The sequence below is a fragment of the Amycolatopsis sp. AA4 genome, assembly GCF_002796545.1.
Classification (GTDB): Bacteria; Actinomycetota; Actinomycetes; order Mycobacteriales; family Pseudonocardiaceae; genus Amycolatopsis.
Genome location: NZ_CP024894.1, coordinates 8304941 through 8322563 on the forward strand (window position 1 = coordinate 8304941; position 17623 = coordinate 8322563).

Here is a 17623-nt window from a genome sequence, read left to right on the forward strand (position 1 = left end):
CGGTCACGCAGTGTTCCGCCAACCACGGCTGGAGAGAAGAACCTCACCCCGCCGAGGGAGCTCATTCCGGCGAAAAAGGACGCGCGGACGCGGCCGGGCGCTACGTACGCTTCGGGCATGACAAACGTTCAGCCGGCCGAAGCCTTCACCGTGGAGGAGGCCCGCGTCCTGCAGCAGAATCTCGGCGAGCCCTTGCGGCCTGGCCTCACGCCCGCCGAACTGAGCGACGTCGAGGACCAGTTCGGGTTCACGTTTTCCGACGACCACCGGATTTTCCTCACCGCCGGCGTGCCGGTGGGCGACCGCTGGCCGGATTGGCGCCACGGCGACCCGGACCAGCTGCGCAAACGCCTGGACTGGCCGGTCGACGGCGTCCTGTACGACGTGGAGAACAACGACCTGTGGCTTCCCGAATGGGGCGCCCGGCCGCGGTCGATGTGCAACGCGCTGGCGGTCGCGCGACGGCAGCTGGCGACGGTGCCGCAGCTCGTGCCGGTGTGCGGGCATCGGTATCTGCCCGGGGCGGCCGGGGAATCCGGGTATCCGGTGCTGTCGGTGTACCAGACCGACGTGGTCTATTACGGCTGGGACCTGCGCAGTTACCTGCGGCACGAGTTCGGCGGGGAGCCGCTGGGGGAGGAACCGGCGAACGTCCGGGTCGTGGAGTTCTGGTCGCGTTTCGTGGAGTGAGCTGTGTCTTTGGCGCCGGCTTCGCCGGCGCGGCGGGATCGCCTTCAAGTCGGCGTCTGACGGGAACGACGCACCCGGCCGGGGGCCGCGCACGCCGCTCCCGCCAGACGCCGACGCGATCCCGTGTTCGGGTCGGGTTGGGTGGTGGTCTTCGGCCGGTTTTGATCAGACCAGGCCTGACGCCGACTTGACCCCAACGGCGGGATCGCGTCGGCGGGTCGGGGAGCAGCGTGCACGGCCCCCCGGGCCGGGCGCGGTGCTCCCCGACCCGCCGACTTAAAGGCGATCCCGCACGCGACGGCGGAGCCGGCGCCAAAAACACAGATCAGGACTCTCTCCGCAGCATCCGGCTGACACCCGCCGCGACGGTCGTCGCGAGGACCCAGCCGGACGCGGTGAACCCGGCCGCCACCCAGTTGTCCGCGCCGTGCATGTACCAGCGCGACTTGTTGCCGAAGTCGACGATCGGCACGAGCAGGTCGGCGGTGTAGATGACCGGATTCCACTGCAGGCCGGAGTCCTGCTGGTTGACCAGGCAACGAGGTCCGCTGGTCATGTAGCGGCCGGTGTGGTCGTTGACGCAGTCGTCCTTGCCGAGGCCGAACCAGAGGCTGCCGAGGACCAGCAGCGTGAGCAGCCAGCCGAGCGCGCGCACCGGACGGAAGCCGTAGCCGACCATCGATCGCTGCAGCCAGCTCCATACCCGGACGCCGGGGCCGAAGAACTTGAAGCCCTTGGCGAGCGCTTCGTAGCGGAACTGCTGCTTTCTCAGCGCGACCGTCGAGGCGTGCTCCTCGTTACCGGCTGCGCGCAGGGTCGCGGCGAGCTGGTCGTACGGGCCGGGTCGGTAGCCGCGCATTGCTTTGCGCAGCAGTTCGATCCGGTGGTCCAACGCTTTGTCGTCGTCGAGCGCGATGCCGTGTTTCAGGGCGTCGTAACGGAAATCTTCCAGTTCCAGGCCGTCGGTAGCGTTCCAGATCTCCTCGTTGTCGGCCAGCGCACCGCAATGCGCCCTGCGCAACCGCACTGAGCCGGTCGGCGCTTCCGCGGGGGACAGGATGAACTCGTCCGCCGTGACGTCGCTGGCGTCGAGCGCGATGTCGTGCGGAGCAAGGGAGCCGAGCTTCGCGCCGTGCATGTCGAGCCTTCGCGCGATCTGCGCCCCGTCGAGGTTCACGCCGCCCTCGGCCAGGAATGGGCGGTCCTTGTCCTCGGTGAGCACGAGGTCGCGTCCGATCCGCGCGGTCCGGATGTCGAGGGAGAAGCTGCTCGATTTCCGTTGCCCTGGCTCGGTCAGCAACGTGCCGAACATGTTCACGCTGCCGCCGATTTCCGCGCCTTGCAGCCGCAGGGTGCCCTGTAGCGTGGCGTCGGTCAGCTGGAAATTCCCGGAGATTTTGGCTCTCCGGGCGGAAAACACGTCGCGCCCCGGGTGGAGGAACATCGAATTCCAGGCGAGGAAGTTGCCGCCGACCGTGACGTCCGCGAGCCGCAACTGCCCGATCGGCACGCGAAGGTTGGTCGCCTCGATGTCGCCGCCGATCGTGGACCCGTCGAGATGCAGCGCCCGGTCGTAATACGGCGTCGCGCGGCCGCGCACCATGGTGATTTCCGCGCCCGCAAGCCTGAGCGAACCGCCGATGCGCGCGTTGACCATGCGAAGCGTGCCGAAGGCCCGGAGCCCGTCAGACAACTCGAGATTGCCGTCGACCTTGAGCCGATCCGCGACCAACGCCGGCCGCGGATCGAGGTACGGATCGCCGGATTTCCACGCGTCCACGGCGATCGGCCCGCGCTGGTCGACCTGAAGCCGCGCCTCGCGCATGACGATGTCACTGTCCACAGTGGCGCTGGGGAGATAGAGGACTCCCTTGGCGGAGAACCGTTTCCGCTCGCTGGCCGGCCCGTAGTTGTCGACCTCGCACAGCAAACTGCCGCCGATGTGCAGGCCGTTCCCGTTGAACGCGAAGCCGTCCGGATTGTCGAACGTGGCCCCGGAAAAGTTGACGTTACCGCCGGTCCGCATGCCCGGCAGCCGCACCTCGCCCTTGGCGACCATGCGATAGGCCAGCAGCGCACCGGTGATCACGAGGCGGTCGCCCTGAATCGCCTTGCCGTGCGGATGCTTGATCGTGGTCCTGGTGAGCACGACCGACCCGTCGATCACCGCGTCGGTGAGATTGACGGCCGCGTTGGGCATCCCGCGCTCGCGATCGTCCCCGCGCTGCACGGTGGTCGTCTCCATTTCGAACCCGTCCGCCGCGATTTCCACGACGCTGCGAATAAGCCGTACATCATTCCGGCTGCGCAAATTTCGGGCCCGGAGTCCGGGTAGCCAGCATTTCCGGAAAACAAGCCCGAGAAGCGTCGCCTCGCGCACGTCCGGCGGATGCTCGAACCGGCAGCGTTCGAATTGGAAAAGGAAATTGAGGTCGCCGGCGCGAAGATCGAGCGTGCCGGTGATGTAGGCGTCCTCGACCAGCACGATCGGCGCGTTGGTGGCCTGCCGTCTCCAGCGGAGAATGCCGGTGGTCCCAGGTTTGAGCAGGTCCGCGGCCTTCACCTCGTACCGCTTGTCGGGAACCCCGGCAAACGGATCAAGCGGCGGCAAGGTCGTATCGGTCGGCACGAGCCCCTTCTCCCCACGATCGTTCGGCCCTCAGGGAATCGGATCAACGGCGGATGAGCAAGGGGCCGGGTGGAGTAGTGCTTGGCGGGGGTTACCGAGTGCGTGTGGGTGGCTACTGGATTGCTCCACCGCCTGGGCGATCTAACCGGAACGCGCCTCGTGGGTGGTTCGTCCCTGCTATGGTCACGTGCCGAAGCTGATCAAGAACAGAGGGTAGGCCGCGCCCAGGAACCGCGGCCCGTGCGGGGAGGCACGACATGCCAGACGGAACGAACAGCGGGCTGCAGGGCGTCCAGAACCAGATCATCTCGACGGCGCCGACCGCTCCGCCGCCCGGATCCGGGCTGGTCCCGGGAGCCAACGCGGCGACGCCACCGCCTCCGCCGCCGAATTTCGGCGCGCTCGGGTCAGGCCAGGCCAAAGCGGACTTCGCGGCGGCCGCGTCCAACGGCGGCTGGGAATTCAACCCGGAGGCGATGGACAAGGTGATCCAGCAGCTCGAGGACAGCCTGGACAACGAGTACTCGAGGGCCCGGACCATCGCGATTCAGTTCGCGCAGCTCGGCCAGCCGGGTTCGGACAGCGTTACGACGGCATACTCGCAGGCGGCGGACCGCGCCACGACCGCGTACAACGAATTTCTCCGGGGCACGGTCGATTACCTGGACGCTTATGTCCAAACCCTCAAAGACATCCGAACCGCATACGTGAAGCAGGACCACGCCGCGATCGACGCGCTCCGCGGAACCCGAAAGGTCGACTGAATGCGAATTCGTCACGCCCGCCAACTCGTACTCGCCGGCGCGGGTGCGCTGCTGCTGACGGCTTGCGGAGGAGGCTCGGCCGGAGGACAAGCGACACCAGCACCGGCCAGTTCGCAGCCGACAGAAGGCATGCTCGCCCCGAAGGTCGCCGTGCCGTTGACCAACACCGCCCAGTACGAGGCGGACCCCTGCTCCGCCCTCCCGACCTCCGAGGTGGAAAAGGCGGGCGGCAAGGTCAAGGGCACGTCGGTCGCCCAGTCGATGGTGGGCAAATCCTGCCAGTGGACGTTCGACGGAAACGGAGGCAACGTCAGTGCTGGTTTCTTCTCGGGCAACAAGCGCGGCCTCAACAGCCTTTACTTGGAAAACCAAGCCGGGCGGCTGACCACTTTCAAGCCGCACGCGCCGATTCTGGGCTATCCGTCGGTTGTCTACAGCAAAGGCGACGAGGGGACCGGATCGTGCGCGCTGGCGGTAGGGGTGCGCGACGACCTCACCTACACCGTCAACACCCAGTTGCGCTCGGGAAGCCCCGTGGTAGCCGACCCGTGCGGGCTGGCGGAGAAGCTTGCTGCCGCCGAGATCACCCGGTTGAAGGCAGGTTGACGTGGTGCTCACCGGTCATGACATCTTCAACCAGCTCCACAACCCGGGCGACACGACCGGCCTGGACGCGATGGGCGGTGGCTGCGGTGAACTCAAATCCATTCATCACGAGGTAGCCACCAAGCTCACCGAAAGCCAAGCGGCGCTCAATTCCTTCTGGAAAGGACAGGCCGCCGAGACCGGCAAGGCCGGACTCGCCCCGTTGATCGCCACGTCCCACATCGCCGCGGAAAAGATGGACTCGATGCAGAAGTCCATCGCGGAACAGTCAGCGGCGTTCAACTACGTGAAGAACGCAGTTGTCCCGGTCGCGCCGACCAGGCCTGACGACCAGAAGCTCTCGGATTACGTTTCGCTCGGAGCGAGCGACGACGAGATCGCCGCCGCGGAGTTCGACGACAAGACCAAGAAGAATGTCGAGGCGTACGGCCAGTACCAGCTGAGCACCGATCCTCGGACTCAGACCATGCCGATGGATTATCCGGCCGCGCACGATCCGGATGTGTCCTCGACTGGCATTACTCCGGATCAGCAGACTCCGGGGGCCACTACCGGGCGAGTCGGCTCCGGCATTGGCCACCACTCGGCCGGCGGGGGTTCCTCGCACAACTACAGCAGCGGGCCCAGCACCTACTCCGCTCCTCCCGGGGCCGCGGGCATGCAGGCTCCTCCGCCGCCCGGCCACGGCGGGAGTGCGGTTCCGCCCATGACGCCGCCGCCTGGCCACGGCGGGAGTGTAGCTCCGCCCATGACGCCGCCGAATGACAGCACTCGGGCGGCTTGGGCGGATCCCACTCCGCCGCCGACGTGGCAGCCGCCGGTTTCGGTGTCTGGTGGCGGGAATCCTGGCGGGACGAACGGTGGGTTCGGGCCGGTCGGCGGGTTTGGCGGCTTCGGGCCCACTAGCGGTGGCGGCGGATTCGGCCCGGGCGGGTCCGGGTCCGGATCCGGTGGCGCAGCCAGCCCAGGCGGTGGTGCTGGACCGCGAGGTGTCGGTGCGGGTACCGGCGCGGGAGCGTTTGGCGAGGGCGCGGCCCGGCCTGGAGTGGGCGGGGCTGGGGCGGCTGGAGCGAAAGGCCAGCCGGGCATGGGTGGCATGGGTGGCATGGGTGGCGGCGGCAAGGGCGGCAAAGGGCCCGACGACGAGGAACACCAGCGCAAAATCCTGCTGTCCGAAGAGGACCCGGATTCGATTTTCGGGGGTTATGACGGCAATCGGCCGACGCCGCCGGTTATTGGGGCTTAGCGGAATGGGGGAGGGAAAGCGGTGCTGCGCAAGCCCGTTGAGCTGAGCCTGCAAACCTTCGAGGTGCTGCTGGAGCGGCTGAATCTCGGCGACATCCACCCAACGTTGGTGCGCGGTGCGTTGTGGTACTCGCCGGAGGAAAGGCGGCAGCTGGCGGCAGACACGGACCGCGAGTTGCACACTGTTGGTTTGCTGCAACGGGGGCGGCTTAGCGACGAGTTCGTTGAGACAATGCATTTGCTGCAGCGTCCGGGTGTCGAGTACTACTCGTGGGTCAAATCGGAGCGTGGCGAGCGGACGGTGCGGGCCGCCGCGAGTGGGCGGGACGCGGCGACTGTGGTTGCGGTGAACCAGAAGTTGTATATCGCGCCGTGTTCGGCGGATACGTTGGTCCGGGAGTTCGTCGCGTTGCTGCCGGAGGCTCCGGCGGCGCGGGTGCTTTCGCTTAACTGTTCCGACGAGGATCTGAAGTTGGTTAAAGGCGGCAGCCAGCCGTCGGGGCGGACGAGTCCGAGTATTCGGGACGCGAAGCAGGTGCTGCAGTGGCTGGCGAAGCCGCACACCTACTTCGGACGGCTGTACGTCGCGGTCCGGGACGGTCGCGGGAAGCGGCGGCGCAACGAGAATCCGCCGGGGTGGGCGGATATGGAGGAGGGGCGGATCCTGTTCGGGGTGGACAAGTCCGGATGGATCAGCTTGGCCGGCGCTGGGCCGCAGGAGATGGCGAAGAAGGTGCAGCAGCTGGAGAACGAGCTGCGCCGTTAAAAAGGGCCGCCCGGAGAATCTCCGGGCGGCCCCAAGCAAAAAACTCAAGCGTTCGGGTTCAGCACCCGGGCCAAGAACGCCTTCGTTCGTTCATGCTTCGGATCCCCGATGACCTCGTCCGGGGCCCCGGACTCCACGACAACCCCGCCGTCCATGAAGAAGACCTTGTCGGCTACCTCGCGGGCGAACTGCATTTCGTGGGTTACCACGACCATCGTCATGCCGTCCTTGGCGAGCTGGCGCATGACGCCCAGCACGTCGCCCACCAGCTCCGGGTCCAAAGCGGACGTCGGCTCGTCGAAGAGCATCAGCTTCGGTTGCATCGCCAGTGCTCGCGCGATGGCGACCCGTTGCTGCTGGCCGCCCGAAAGCTGGCCGGGGTAGGACCGCGCCTTGTCCGCCAGGCCGACGCGGTCCAGCAGTTCCAGCGCCCGTTCCCGGACCTGGGCCCGAGGCTCGCGGCGGACCTGGACCGGGGCCTCCATGACGTTTTCCAAAGCCGTCATGTGCGGGAACAGGTTGAATCGCTGGAACACCATGCCGATGTTCTTGCGCTGCTCGGCGACTTCCTTGTCCCGCAGCTCGTGCAATCGGCCGCCGCGTTCGCGGTAGCCGACCAGCACGCCGTCGACATACAGCCGGCCCGCGTCGATTTTCTCCAGGTGGTTGATGCAGCGCAGCAGGGTGGACTTGCCGGAGCCGGACGGGCCGATCAGGCAGAGCACCTCTCGGTCGTGCACTTCCAGGTCGATGCCCTTCAGCACTTCGAGCGAGCCGAAGCTCTTGCACACCTTCTGTGCGGAAACAACAGGAGTCACCGCGCAGCACCCCCGCCTCCGGCGCCGCCGCGGCCGAAGCGGTAGCCCAGCATTCGCGCTCCCCACTTGTTCTTCTGCGCGGTCGCCCGTGAAGTGCCCCGGGCGAAATACCGCTCGATGTAAAACTGCACGACCGTCAGCACCGACGTCATGAACAGGTACCACGTCGCCGCGACGATCAGCAGCGGCACTGTCTTGTAGTTCTGCGAATAAATCGTCTGTGCCGACACGAACAGCTCGAAGTATCCGATGACGACGACCAGCGAGGTGGTCTTCAGCATCGAGATGGTCTCGTTGCCGGTGGGCGGGATGATCACCCGCATCGCCTGCGGCAGGATGATCCGGCGCAGCGTCTTGCCCCGGCTCATGCCAAGCGCGGACGCGGCCTCCAGCTGTCCGCTGTCCACGGACTGGATGCCGCCGCGGACGATTTCCGCCATGTACGCCGCCTCGTTGAGGCCGAGGCCCAGCAACGAGGCGACGAACTGGTTGATCAGCGTGTTCGTGTCCCAGCTGATGAAGGTCGGCCCGAACGGAATGCCCAGGCCGATCTTCGAATACGCCAGCGCAAGGAAGTTCCAGATCACCAGCTGAGTGATCAGCGGCGTGCCGCGGAACAGCCAGATGTACACCGACGCGGCACCCGACATCAGCAGGTTCGGCGACAGTCGCATCACCGCGAGCAGCACGCCGCCGACGATGCCGATGATCATCGAGATCACCGTGAGCACCAGCGTGTTCCGCAGGCCGTTGAGAATCCGGTTGTCGAAGAGGTACTCGCCGACGACCGGCCACTGCAACGCGGAATTCGTGACGACGCTGCGGATCACGATGAACGCGACGAACACGATGAGCACGCCGGCGATCCAGCGTCCGTAATGCCGGACCGGGACCGCCTTGATCGGGGTGGTGTCGACCTCCTGCCAGGAATCGGCGGGGCCGGGGGGAGTGGACACGAGTAACTACGTCCTCGATTTCTTCAGGAAGCGGCCGGTTCTCAGGAAGCGGACGGGTTGATCTCCGACTTGGTGATGGCGCCCGAACCCGACAAGCCCCACTTGTCCAGGATCTTCTTGTAGATGCCGGTGTCGATCAGCTTCTGCACGGCGCCCTGCACCGCCTTGCCGAAGTCGCCGCTGCCCTTCGGCAGCACGATCCCGTACGGCGCGGTGTCGTACGGCGCGCCGGCGGCCTCCAGCTGACCGCTGGTCTGCTTCACCGCGTAGTCGATGACCGGCGAGTCGGCCAGTTCGGCCTGCACGCGCTTCGCGGTCAGCGCCAGGTTCACGTCGGTCTGCGCCTGGAACTGGGTGATGTCGATCGGCTGCTTGCCCGCCTTGGTGCACGCGGTGTTGCGCTTGCCGAGGTCGTCGACCTGCGTGGTGCCCTTCTGCACGGCCACGTTCTTGCCGCACAGGTCGTCCACCGACAGTTTGTCCGGATTGCCCTTGAGCACCGCGAGCGAGGTGCCCGCGCTGTAGTACGAGATCATGTCGACGGTCTGCATCCGCTCGGCGTTGATCGTGAACGACGAGATGCCCATTTCGTACTTCTTCGCCGAAATACCGGGAATGATGCCGTCGAACGCCGAGTTCTGGAACTCCGTCTGCACGCCGAGCACCTGGCCGACCGCGGTGCCGAGGTCGACGTCGAAGCCGGTCGCCTTGCCGTTCTCGACGAATTCGTTCGGCGGGTAGGTCTGGTCCTGCCCGATCACGATCTTGCCGTCGGCCTTGATGTCGGCGGGCACCAGCGCGGCCAGCGCCGCGTCCTTCTGCGCGGTCGGCGCGCTTTCGGTCCCGCCGGGAGCCTGGCTGGAACCCGCGTCGGTGCCGCCGGATCCGTTGCCGCCCGCGCCGCACGCCATCGTCATGCCGACCAGCGCGAAAGCGGGGAGAAGGGCGAGTGCCTTCATTTGCTGTCCTCGGGCCACTTCGTCACTCCTCGTAGTTCTCAAGGGCTGAGAGCTGGCATATTGCCACTCATAAGCGGGTATGCACAGCACTGCTGCGTCACGGGGAAGTTTCGCACAAGACTTGACCGGAAGACGGGTGTCCGGGCCGTGCGGCGCGGTAAGTCAGGATGTCCCCCATGAACAGCAACCCCGGTCCCCGGCTGCCGCCAGCCGGACGACGTGCGCGAACGGTGAAAGGCCGCCGCGCGGCCCGGCCCGGCGCGCAGTTCGACGGCTACCTCGCCCCGGAGCGGCCGCACGCTGGCGCGTACGACGAGATGTTCGCGCCCGACGGCACGGTCCGCGCGCCGTACCGAGCGCTGTACGGCTCGATCGCCGCGCTCGACGCCAGCGACCTCACCAACCGCTCGCAGGCCCTTGACCGGGCGATGGTGGACCAGGGGATCACCTTCTCGCTTTCCGGCCAGGAGCGGCCGTTTCCGCTCGACCTCGTGCCCCGCGTCCTCCAGGCGACCGAATGGTCCCGGCTCGAACGCGGCGTGACACAGCGTGTCCGGGCGCTGGAGGCGTTCCTCGCCGACGTCTACGGCGACCGGCAGATCCTGCGCGACGGCGTGCTCCCGCGCCGGCTGATCACCTCGTGCGAGCACTTCCACCGCGAGGCATACGGGATCAAACCGCCCAACGGCGTGCGGATCCACGTGTCCGGCGTGGACCTCGTGCGCGACGAGGAGGGCACTTTTCGGGTGCTGGAGGACAATCTCCGCAACCCGTCCGGCGTGTCCTACGTGATGGAGAACCGGCGCACGATGGCGCGCGTGTTCCCCGACCTGTTCGCGCGACACCGGGTCCGGCCGGTCGGTGACTACGCGTCACATCTGCTTCGCGCACTGCGAGCGGCGGCCGCCCCGAACGTCGCCGATCCGATGGTCGTCGTGCTCACCCCGGGCGTCTACAACTCGGCCTACTTCGAGCATTCGCTGCTCGCCCGGCTGATGGGCGTGGAGCTGGTCGAGGGCCGCGACATGTTCTGCCGCGACAACGTGGTCTACCTGCGCACCACCGAGGGCGAACGCCAGGTCGACGTGATCTACCGGCGGATCGACGACGATTTCCTCGACCCGGTGCACCACCGGCCGGACTCGGTGCTCGGCGTCGCCGGCATCCTCAACGCGGCGCGCGCGGGCAACGTGGTGGTGGCGAACGCGGTCGGCAACGGCGTCGGCGACGACAAGCTCGTCTACACCTACGTGCCGGAAATGGTGCGCTATTACCTGAACGAAAAACCCATTCTGCCCAATGTGGACACCTTCCGCTGCTGGCTGCCCGACGAGTTCGACCACGTCATGCAGCACGCCGACGAATTGGTGATCAAACCGGTCGAGGGCTCCGGCGGATACGGCATCGTCTTCGGGCCGGAAGCGTCCAAAAAGGAGCTGGACGCGTTGCGCCGCAAGGTGCGCGCGAACCGGCGCGGCTGGATCGCGCAGCCGGTGGTGCAGCTGTCGACCGTGCCGTCCAAGGTGGACGACCGGCTCGCGCCGCGGCACGTCGACCTGCGGCCGTTCGCGGTCAACGACGGCAAGGAGATCTTCGTGCTGCCCGGCGGGCTCACCCGGGTCGCGCTGCCCGAGGGCAGTCTCGTGGTGAACTCGTCGCAGGGCGGCGGGTCGAAGGACACCTGGGTGCTCGCGTCGCGGTCCTCGACGTCGGAACAGGAACTCGACCGGCCCGCGCTCGGCGATGTGTCCGTTGTGGACGGAGTGGCCGCGGAGCAGGGGCCGGAGCTGTCCACGTCGCAGCAGCAACAACAGCAACAGCAGAGCTGAGGGAGGGAAATCCATGATGCTGGCCCGCAACGCGGAGTCGCTGTACTGGATCGGCCGTTACGTCGAACGCGCCGACGACACCTCCCGCATCCTCAACGTCTCGGTGCACCAGCTGCTGGAAGACGCGAGCGTCGATCCGGACCACGTCAGCCGTCAGCTGCTCGCCGTGCTCGGCATCCCGTTCGACGCGGGCGACGCGCTCGACGTGTGGAAACTGACCGAACTGGTCGCCTACGCGAAGGACAACCCGTCGTCCATCGTCGGCTCGATCAACTCCGCGCGCGAGAACACCCGCGGCGCGCGCGAGGTCGTCTCGACCGAACTGTGGGAATGCCTGAACGCGACCTGGAACGCGGTGCCGGACCGGCAACGGTACGCCCGCCGCGCCGGACCGCACGCGTTTCTGTCCTTTGTGGAGGAACGAGCGGCGATGTTCGCCGGGCTCGCCGATTCCACGATGAGCCGCGACGACGGCTGGCTGTTCCTCGTGCTCGGCCGATCGGTCGAACGCGCCGACATGGTGGTGCGGCTGCTGCTTTCGCGAGTTTCCGACCGCGCTTCGTCGCCGGGGTGGATGACCGTGCTTCGCTCGGCGGGCGCGCAGGACACTTACCTGCGCACGAACCGCGGCGCACTCGACGCGGCGCGCGTGGTGCAATTCCTGCTCCGGGACACGCTGTTCCCGCGTTCCGTTTTCCACGCGCTGCGCCAGGCGGAGGATTGTTTACGCCAGCTCGATCCGGGAATCAACGCCCGGGGCAACGAAAAGTCCGAGGCCGTCCGGCTGCTCGGGCGCGCCCGGAGCGAGCTGGAATTCCTCCATCCCGCGGCGCTGCTGGACGACCTGCCGCGGCGGCTGCGCGGACTGCAGGAAGCGATCAAGGAAGTCGGGGAAGCAGTGTCCATTCAGTACTTCCACACGTCGCCGTGGGTGGCGTGGAGCGGTGCGGAGGTGTCCCTGTGACCTGGCAATTGCGGGTGACGCACCGGACCGGCTACCGGTACGCGACGCCGGCCACCCAGTCGTACAACGAAGCCCGGCTCACCCCGCGTTCGGACCGGCGGCAGACCGCGCTGGCCACCCGCATCGAAACCTCCCCGGCCACCCGCGCCTATCGCTACACCGATTACTGGGGCACCGAGGTCACGTCGTTCGACTTGCACGCGCCGCACACCGAGTTCACCGTGCTCGCGACTTCCGTGGTGGAGACCGCGGACGAGGCGGAACCGGTGCGTTCGGCGACGTGGAAAGACCTGCAGAGCGAGACCGTCCGCGATCAGCGCACGGAGTTTTTGACGCCGACCCCGTATACGCCGAACGACCAGGAACTGTCCAAACAGGCCCGCGCGCTGCGCAAGGGACTGGACCCGGCGGACGCGGTGCTCGCGATCTGCGGCTGGGTGAACGAGCAGTTGAAATACCAGCCCGGGACCACTGGCGTACACAGCACGGCGACCGACGCGTGGCGGGCGCGCGAGGGCGTGTGCCAGGACTTCGCGCACGTCACGCTGGTGATGCTGCGGGCGATCGGCATCCCGGCGCGGTACTGCTCGGGGTACCTGCACACCAAACCGGAGGCCAAACTCGGCGAGAAGGTGGAGGGCGAAAGCCACGCCTGGGTCGACGTGTGGACCGGCGGCTGGTGGGCGCACGACCCGACGAACGCGATCCCGGTCGGCCCGCGGCACGTGTGGGTCGCGACTGGGCGCGATTACGCGGATGTGGCTCCGTTGAAGGGGATTTTTACCGGGGCCAGTCAGTCTACTTTGGACGTTTCGGTGGAACTGACGCGGATGGCGTAGTCACGCGGTCTGCCGCCGACGGGAAACCGCCAGCAGCCACAACAGATACCCTCCGCCCAGCGCGGCCGCGACCACGCCCACCGGCAGCAGTGAAGCGTCCAAAACCCGCTGGCCCACGAAGTCCGCCGCCAGTACCAGCACCGCTCCCATCGCCGCGGAGGCGAGCAGGTTCGGGCCGGGGCGACGGGTCAGGCGGCGGGCGAGTTGCGGTGCGGCAAGGGCGACGAACGGAATCGGCCCAGCCGCAGCGGTCGCGGAAGCGGCCAGCGCGACCGCGGCCAGCAGGACCACCGCGCGCACTCGCGGCACGGCGACCCCGACCGCGACCGCGGCGTCGTCGCCCATTTCCAGCATTCGCAGGGCGGGCTGGTGCACGAAGAGGAACGGCGCGAGCACCAGAACGGCCAGGCACAGCGGGAGGAAGTAGTTCCAGTCGCGGCCCGCCAGGTCGCCGGTCAGCCAGCCGACCGCCTGGGCCGCCGCTTCGAGTTTCGCTTGCACCAGCAGGTATCCGTTCACCCCGGCCAGCACCGCGCTCACTGCGATGCCCAGCAGCACCAGCCGGGAACTGAGCAGACCGTGCGGGGCGCACAGCGCGGTGACCAGCAGCGCGGTGAGCAAACCGCCCGCGACGGCGCCGACCGAGACCAAGCCGGGGCCCGCGCCGAACAGCAGGATCATCATGATCCCGCCGGTCGCCGAGCCGGTGGTGAAGCCGATGATGTCCGGGCTGCCGAGCGGATTCCGGGTCACCGTCTGGAAAACCGTGCCCGCCAGCGCGAGCGCGGCGCCGACGAAGATCGCGACCAACGCGCGCGGCAGGCGGCCGGTGACCACCAGGTACTGCGCCTTCGTGCCGGATCCGGCGAGCGTCCGCAGGACTTCGGCCGGCGACATCTCGTAGTCACCGGTGCCCACGGCGAGCACCAGCAGCGCTGCCGCGACCAGCGTCAGCAGTCCGACGACCACCCACGTCCTCATCGCCGCACCGCCTTCAACCGCCGCGCCACGATCACGAAGGCGACGCCGCCGATCACGTCCGTCATCAGGCCCACCTGGATTTCGCCGTTGCCGCCGAGCAACCGGCCGAGCACGTCGCAGCCGAGCAGCAACACCGGTCCGAGCAGTGCGGACAACGGCAGCACCCATCGTTCGTCCTGGCCGACCAGCGCGCGCACGACGTGCGGGATCATCAGCCCGACAAACGCGATCGGCCCACACGCCGCGGTCGCGGTCGCCGAGAGCAAGCCGACGGCGATCATGCCGACCGCGCGGGTCAGCGCCGGGTTCGCGCCGAGGCCGCGCGCGCTGTCGTCGCCGAGCGCGACCGCGTTGAGCGGCCGGGCGAGCACGCCCGCGAGCACCACCGCGATCAGGAAGAACGGCAGCAGTCCGGCGAGGCTGTCGAGGTTCCGGTTGACCAGCGAGCCGACGAGCCAGTACCGCATCTGGTCGAGGCTGTGCGTGTTGATCATCTGCATGCCCTGGTTGATCCCGACGAACACGGCCTGTACCGCGACGCCCGCGAGCACCAGCCGCAGCGGGCTCACCGAACCGCCGATCACCGTGACCAGGACCGTTCCGGCGAGCGCGCCGAAGAACGCGAACCACACCAGCTGTTGCGGCGAAGACACCGAGAACACCGCGCCGCCCAGGACGATCGCGACCGCCGCGCCGTGGTTGATGCCGAGCAGGCCGGGGTCGGCGACCGGGTTGCGCGTGATCGCCTGCAGCAGCGCGCCAGCCAGGCCGAGTCCGACGCCGACGGCCAGGCCGAGCAACGTCCGCGGCAGCCGGTCGTCGCGGATCACCACGTCTTCGAAGGTCCCGCGGTAGGAGAACAGTGCGTGCCAGACGCTGCCGAGCGGCAATCGGTTGGAGCCGAAGGCGATGGACAGCACCACCACGGCGACGAGGGCGACGAGCGCCGCGACCAGGACTGTCGCGCGGACGCCCCAGCGCCGGGATGTGACGCGCTCCCCAAGCAGGACCATGGCGTTCACCCTAAGGCAAGGCTAACCTCAGGCAGTACCGCACCCGATCCTCCGGAGTTCCGATGACCCTCTCCCCGGCGCGGCTGTCCCGCCGCGGTTTTCTCGCCGGCACCGCCGCCGCGGGCACGCTCGGCCTACTGAGCGCCTGCGGGTACAAAGACGACCAGCCCGCCGCCGACGGCGGCGCGACCTGGTCGTTCACCGACGACCGCGGCCGCAAGCTCGAAGGCGCGCGTCCACAACGGATCGTCGCGCAGGTGACCGCCGCGGCCGCGCTGTGGGACTTCGGCGTGAAATCGGTGGGCATCTTCGGACCGTCGCGACTGCCGGACGGCAAAACCGATCCGCAGGCGGGCGGCGTCGACCTGAAGTCGGTGACCTCGCTGGGCAACGTCTGGAACGAGTTCAACTTCGACAAGTTCGTGTCGCTGAACCCGCAGCTGCTGGTCAGCGTGATGTATCTGAAGCAGCAGATGTGGTACGTGCCGGACACCTTGGCGGACAAGGTCGACAAGGCCGCGCCGAGTGTCGGCATCGGACTGCAGGACATCGCGATGCCGCAAGGGATCGCGAAGTTCGAGGCGCTGGCGAAGGCGCTCGGCGCGAACGTCGCGACGCCGGAAATCCAGCAGGCGAAGGAAAAGTACGAAGCCGCGGACGCCAAGTTCGCCGAGGCGGTCAAGAAGACGGCCGGGCTCAAGGTCGTGCTGCTGTCCGCGCAGAAGGACACCGTGTACGTGGCCAACCCTTCGAAGTTCGCGACCTCGAAGCACTACCAGGAGAAGGGGATGCAGTTCGTCCTGCCCGAGAAGCCCGACGAGAGCCAGGGCGGCTACTACGAGCAGGTCAGCTGGGAGAACGTCGGCAAATACTCGGCCGACGTGATCATGTACGACTCGCGCGGCGGTTCGCTGTCGCTCGGCCCGGACGGGCTCGGCGGCGTCCCGACCTGGCAGCAGCTGCCCGCGGTGAAGGCGGGCAAGCTGATCCCGTGGAACAACGAGACGCCGTTCTCGTACCAGCGGTTCGCGCCCGAGCAGACCCGGGTCGCCGACGCGCTGGGCAAACTTGCGTGAGGCCTCGTGAGTGCCTGCGCCGGTTCTCCCCGGCGCAGGCATTCACGAGGGAAGGTCAGCTGCGGGCGTGCGCGTCCAGCAGGTGCGCCACCGCTTCGGTGACCTGCTGGGCGTAGTCCAGGTTCAGCCACTCGTCCGGCACGTGGATGTTCGAATCCGCGCCGCACGCGCCGGTGACCAGGAACTGCGCCTCCGGGTACTTCTCGCCGAGCAGGCCCATGAACGGGATCGACCCGCCCATGCCCGCGGCGCGGTGCGGACGGCCGAACACCTCGTCGTCGACCCGGCGCAGCGCGTCGGTCAGCCACGCGGCTTCCTCCGGCGCGTTCCAGCCGTTCTCCGCCTGCTGGTCCTCGGCGATGGTGACCTTCGCGCCGTACGGAACATCCGTGGTCAGCGCCCGCTTGATCGCCGCCAGCGCGTCTTCCGCGACCGCGGTCGGCGGCAGGCGGAAGCTGAGCGTGAGCGTGGTGCTCTGCCGCAGTACGTTGCCTGCTTCGGCGGGCTTCGGAAGTCCTTCGCCGCCGATGATCGACAGCGTCGGCCGCCAGTAGTTGTTCAGCAGCAGCTCAAGCGCGTCCTCGGACACCGTCTTTCCGCCGCTCACCAACGGGAACGCGGTGCGCAGCGCCTCCGGGGCCACCTCCGCGACCGCCTCGATCTCGGCGCGGCGGCTGGCCGGCACCTCGACGTTCAGCTCGGACAGCTTGATCTCGCCGGTTTCCGCGTTCTCGATCCGCTCCAGCAACTGCCGCAGCACGCGGAACGAGCTGGCGACAACCCCGCTGGCCAGCCCGGAATGCTGCGCGGTGGCGAGCAGCTGGACGGTGACCGTCAGGTGCACCATGCCGCGCAGGCTGGTGGTGAGCCACAGCCGCTCGTAGTCCATGCCGCCCGCGTCGAGGCACACGACGAGGCTGACTTCGCCGAGCCGCGCGCTCAGGTGCTCCAGGTACGCGGGCAGGTCCGGGCTGCCGGATTCCTCGCCGGTTTCCAGCAGCAGCGCGATTCGCGCGTGCTCGCCGCCGGCCGCGTGCACCGCTTCCACCGCGGCACTGGCCGCGTACCCCGAGTAGCCGTCGTCCACCGAACCGCGGCCGTACAGGCGGCCGTCGCGGATCACCGGCGTCCACGGGTCGAGGCCCTCGGACCAGCCGCCGACCGGAGGCTGTTTGTCGAGGTGGCCATACATCAGGACAGTGCCCTTGTCCGTCGCGCCCGGGGTGGCCGGAACGTCGACGAACAACAGCGGGGAACGGCCGTCCAGCTCGACGACCTCGATCCGCGCGCCCGGCAGGTCGCGCCCTTCGAGGTAGCTCTTGACGTGCTGGACGGCGGCGGCGAGATGCCCGGTCGACGCCCAGTCCGCGTCGAACGCCGGGGACAGCGCGGGGATCGCGATCAGACCGGACAGGCTCGGCGTGACGTCGTTGATCCACGTCGAGACCACGGATTCGCGTACGGATTTTTGCTCCACGCCGCCATCTT

General features: G+C 67.9%; 16 protein-coding genes. 9 read left to right on the forward strand and 7 right to left on the reverse strand.

Going from position 1 to position 17623, the window contains the following annotated elements:
• Positions 1-117 precede the first annotated feature (117 nt).
• Positions 118-690, forward strand: coding sequence for a hypothetical protein (locus CU254_RS38490; RefSeq protein ID WP_009085072.1), 573 nt, complete (start codon positions 118-120; stop codon positions 688-690).
• A 325-nt stretch (positions 691-1015) separates the two neighbouring features.
• On the opposite strand, the gene CU254_RS38495 is transcribed toward CU254_RS38490, so the two are convergent.
• Positions 1016-3319, reverse strand: a complete 2304-nt coding sequence (locus CU254_RS38495; RefSeq protein ID WP_037716238.1) for a hypothetical protein — start codon at positions 3317-3319, stop codon at positions 1016-1018.
• Positions 3320-3576: 257 nt separating this feature from the next.
• Here CU254_RS38495 and CU254_RS38500 point away from each other — a divergent pair, with 257 nt between their 5' ends.
• The 4 genes from CU254_RS38500 to CU254_RS38515 are packed head-to-tail and all read left to right on the forward strand — an operon-like array spanning position 3577 to position 6700.
• Positions 3577-4083, forward strand: a complete 507-nt coding sequence (locus tag CU254_RS38500) for a PE domain-containing protein (RefSeq protein WP_009085075.1) — start codon at positions 3577-3579, stop codon at positions 4081-4083.
• Positions 4084-4689, forward strand: a complete 606-nt coding sequence (locus CU254_RS38505) for a DUF3558 domain-containing protein (RefSeq protein ID WP_009085077.1) — start codon at positions 4084-4086, stop codon at positions 4687-4689. It begins immediately after the preceding gene.
• A 1-nt stretch (position 4690) separates the two neighbouring features.
• Positions 4691-5935, forward strand: coding sequence for a hypothetical protein (locus CU254_RS38510; protein WP_009085079.1), 1245 nt, complete (start codon positions 4691-4693; stop codon positions 5933-5935).
• A gap of 21 nt (positions 5936-5956) precedes the next feature.
• Positions 5957-6700: an ESX secretion-associated protein EspG gene (locus CU254_RS38515; RefSeq protein ID WP_009085081.1), complete on the forward strand. Its 744-nt coding sequence runs from the start codon at positions 5957-5959 to the stop codon at positions 6698-6700.
• Between the two features lie 44 nt (positions 6701-6744).
• Here CU254_RS38515 and CU254_RS38520 read toward each other — a convergent pair whose 3' ends face one another.
• Genes CU254_RS38520 through CU254_RS38530 form a run of 3 tightly spaced genes read right to left on the reverse strand, consistent with a single transcriptional unit; the run spans position 6745 to position 9433 of the window.
• Complete coding sequence (locus tag CU254_RS38520; protein WP_009085083.1) at positions 6745-7518, reverse strand: amino acid ABC transporter ATP-binding protein; 774 nt, start codon at positions 7516-7518, stop codon at positions 6745-6747.
• The gene (locus CU254_RS38525) at positions 7515-8474 is read right to left on the reverse strand and encodes an amino acid ABC transporter permease (RefSeq protein ID WP_009085085.1); all 960 of its coding nucleotides are present in this window, start codon (positions 8472-8474) and stop codon (positions 7515-7517) included. The genes CU254_RS38520 and CU254_RS38525 overlap by 4 nt, the downstream gene beginning before the upstream one ends.
• A 41-nt stretch (positions 8475-8515) precedes the next feature.
• The gene (locus CU254_RS38530) at positions 8516-9433 is read right to left on the reverse strand and encodes an ABC transporter substrate-binding protein (protein WP_037716241.1); all 918 of its coding nucleotides are present in this window, start codon (positions 9431-9433) and stop codon (positions 8516-8518) included.
• Between the two features lie 167 nt (positions 9434-9600).
• Between CU254_RS38530 and CU254_RS38535 the strand changes: the two genes are divergently transcribed.
• Genes CU254_RS38535 through CU254_RS38545 form a run of 3 tightly spaced genes read left to right on the forward strand, consistent with a single transcriptional unit; the run spans position 9601 to position 13065 of the window.
• Positions 9601-11262 (forward strand): circularly permuted type 2 ATP-grasp protein, encoded by a 1662-nt coding sequence (locus CU254_RS38535; protein ID WP_009085089.1) that lies wholly within the window; start codon positions 9601-9603, stop codon positions 11260-11262.
• A gap of 16 nt (positions 11263-11278) precedes the next feature.
• On the forward strand, positions 11279-12226 hold the full coding sequence (locus CU254_RS38540) for an alpha-E domain-containing protein (RefSeq protein ID WP_009085091.1): 948 nt from the start codon (positions 11279-11281) through the stop codon (positions 12224-12226).
• The gene (locus tag CU254_RS38545) at positions 12223-13065 is read left to right on the forward strand and encodes a transglutaminase family protein (protein WP_009085093.1); all 843 of its coding nucleotides are present in this window, start codon (positions 12223-12225) and stop codon (positions 13063-13065) included. Before CU254_RS38540 ends, CU254_RS38545 begins: the two co-directional genes overlap by 4 nt.
• Here the strand turns inward: CU254_RS38545 and CU254_RS38550 are convergent, their stop codons facing one another.
• Together CU254_RS38550 and CU254_RS38555 are read right to left on the reverse strand one after the other, a co-directional pair.
• Positions 13066-14046, reverse strand: coding sequence for an iron chelate uptake ABC transporter family permease subunit (locus CU254_RS38550; protein ID WP_037716243.1), 981 nt, complete (start codon positions 14044-14046; stop codon positions 13066-13068).
• Positions 14043-15059 carry an iron ABC transporter permease gene (locus tag CU254_RS38555; protein WP_037716245.1) on the reverse strand — a complete coding sequence of 339 codons (1017 nt, stop codon included), beginning with the start codon at positions 15057-15059 and terminating at the stop codon, positions 14043-14045. The genes CU254_RS38550 and CU254_RS38555 overlap by 4 nt, the downstream gene beginning before the upstream one ends.
• A gap of 62 nt (positions 15060-15121) precedes the next feature.
• Here CU254_RS38555 and CU254_RS38560 point away from each other — a divergent pair, with 62 nt between their 5' ends.
• Positions 15122-16135, forward strand: a complete 1014-nt coding sequence (locus CU254_RS38560) for an ABC transporter substrate-binding protein (RefSeq protein ID WP_009085098.1) — start codon at positions 15122-15124, stop codon at positions 16133-16135.
• A 55-nt stretch (positions 16136-16190) separates the two neighbouring features.
• Here CU254_RS38560 and CU254_RS38565 read toward each other — a convergent pair whose 3' ends face one another.
• On the reverse strand, positions 16191-17612 hold the full coding sequence (locus tag CU254_RS38565; protein WP_009085100.1) for a M20/M25/M40 family metallo-hydrolase: 1422 nt from the start codon (positions 17610-17612) through the stop codon (positions 16191-16193).
• Between the last annotated feature and the right edge of the window lie 11 nt (positions 17613-17623).

Bases quoted from the DNA above. Each gene is read 5' to 3' on its own strand.
- CU254_RS38490 (WP_009085072.1), top strand. From the start codon at position 118: ATGACAAACGTTCAGCCGGCCGAAGCCTTCACCGTGGAGGAGGCCCGC.
- CU254_RS38500 (WP_009085075.1), top strand. From the start codon at position 3,577: ATGCCAGACGGAACGAACAGCGGGCTGCAGGGCGTCCAGAACCAGATC.
- CU254_RS38505 (WP_009085077.1), top strand. From the start codon at position 4,084: ATGCGAATTCGTCACGCCCGCCAACTCGTACTCGCCGGCGCGGGTGCG.
- CU254_RS38530 (WP_037716241.1), bottom strand. From the start codon at position 9,433: ATGAAGGCACTCGCCCTTCTCCCCGCTTTCGCGCTGGTCGGCATGACG.
- CU254_RS38535 (WP_009085089.1), top strand. From the start codon at position 9,601: ATGTCCCCCATGAACAGCAACCCCGGTCCCCGGCTGCCGCCAGCCGGA.
- CU254_RS38540 (WP_009085091.1), top strand. From the start codon at position 11,279: ATGCTGGCCCGCAACGCGGAGTCGCTGTACTGGATCGGCCGTTACGTC.
- CU254_RS38550 (WP_037716243.1), bottom strand. From the start codon at position 14,046: ATGAGGACGTGGGTGGTCGTCGGACTGCTGACGCTGGTCGCGGCAGCG.
- CU254_RS38555 (WP_037716245.1), bottom strand. From the start codon at position 15,059: ATGGTCCTGCTTGGGGAGCGCGTCACATCCCGGCGCTGGGGCGTCCGC.
- CU254_RS38560 (WP_009085098.1), top strand. From the start codon at position 15,122: ATGACCCTCTCCCCGGCGCGGCTGTCCCGCCGCGGTTTTCTCGCCGGC.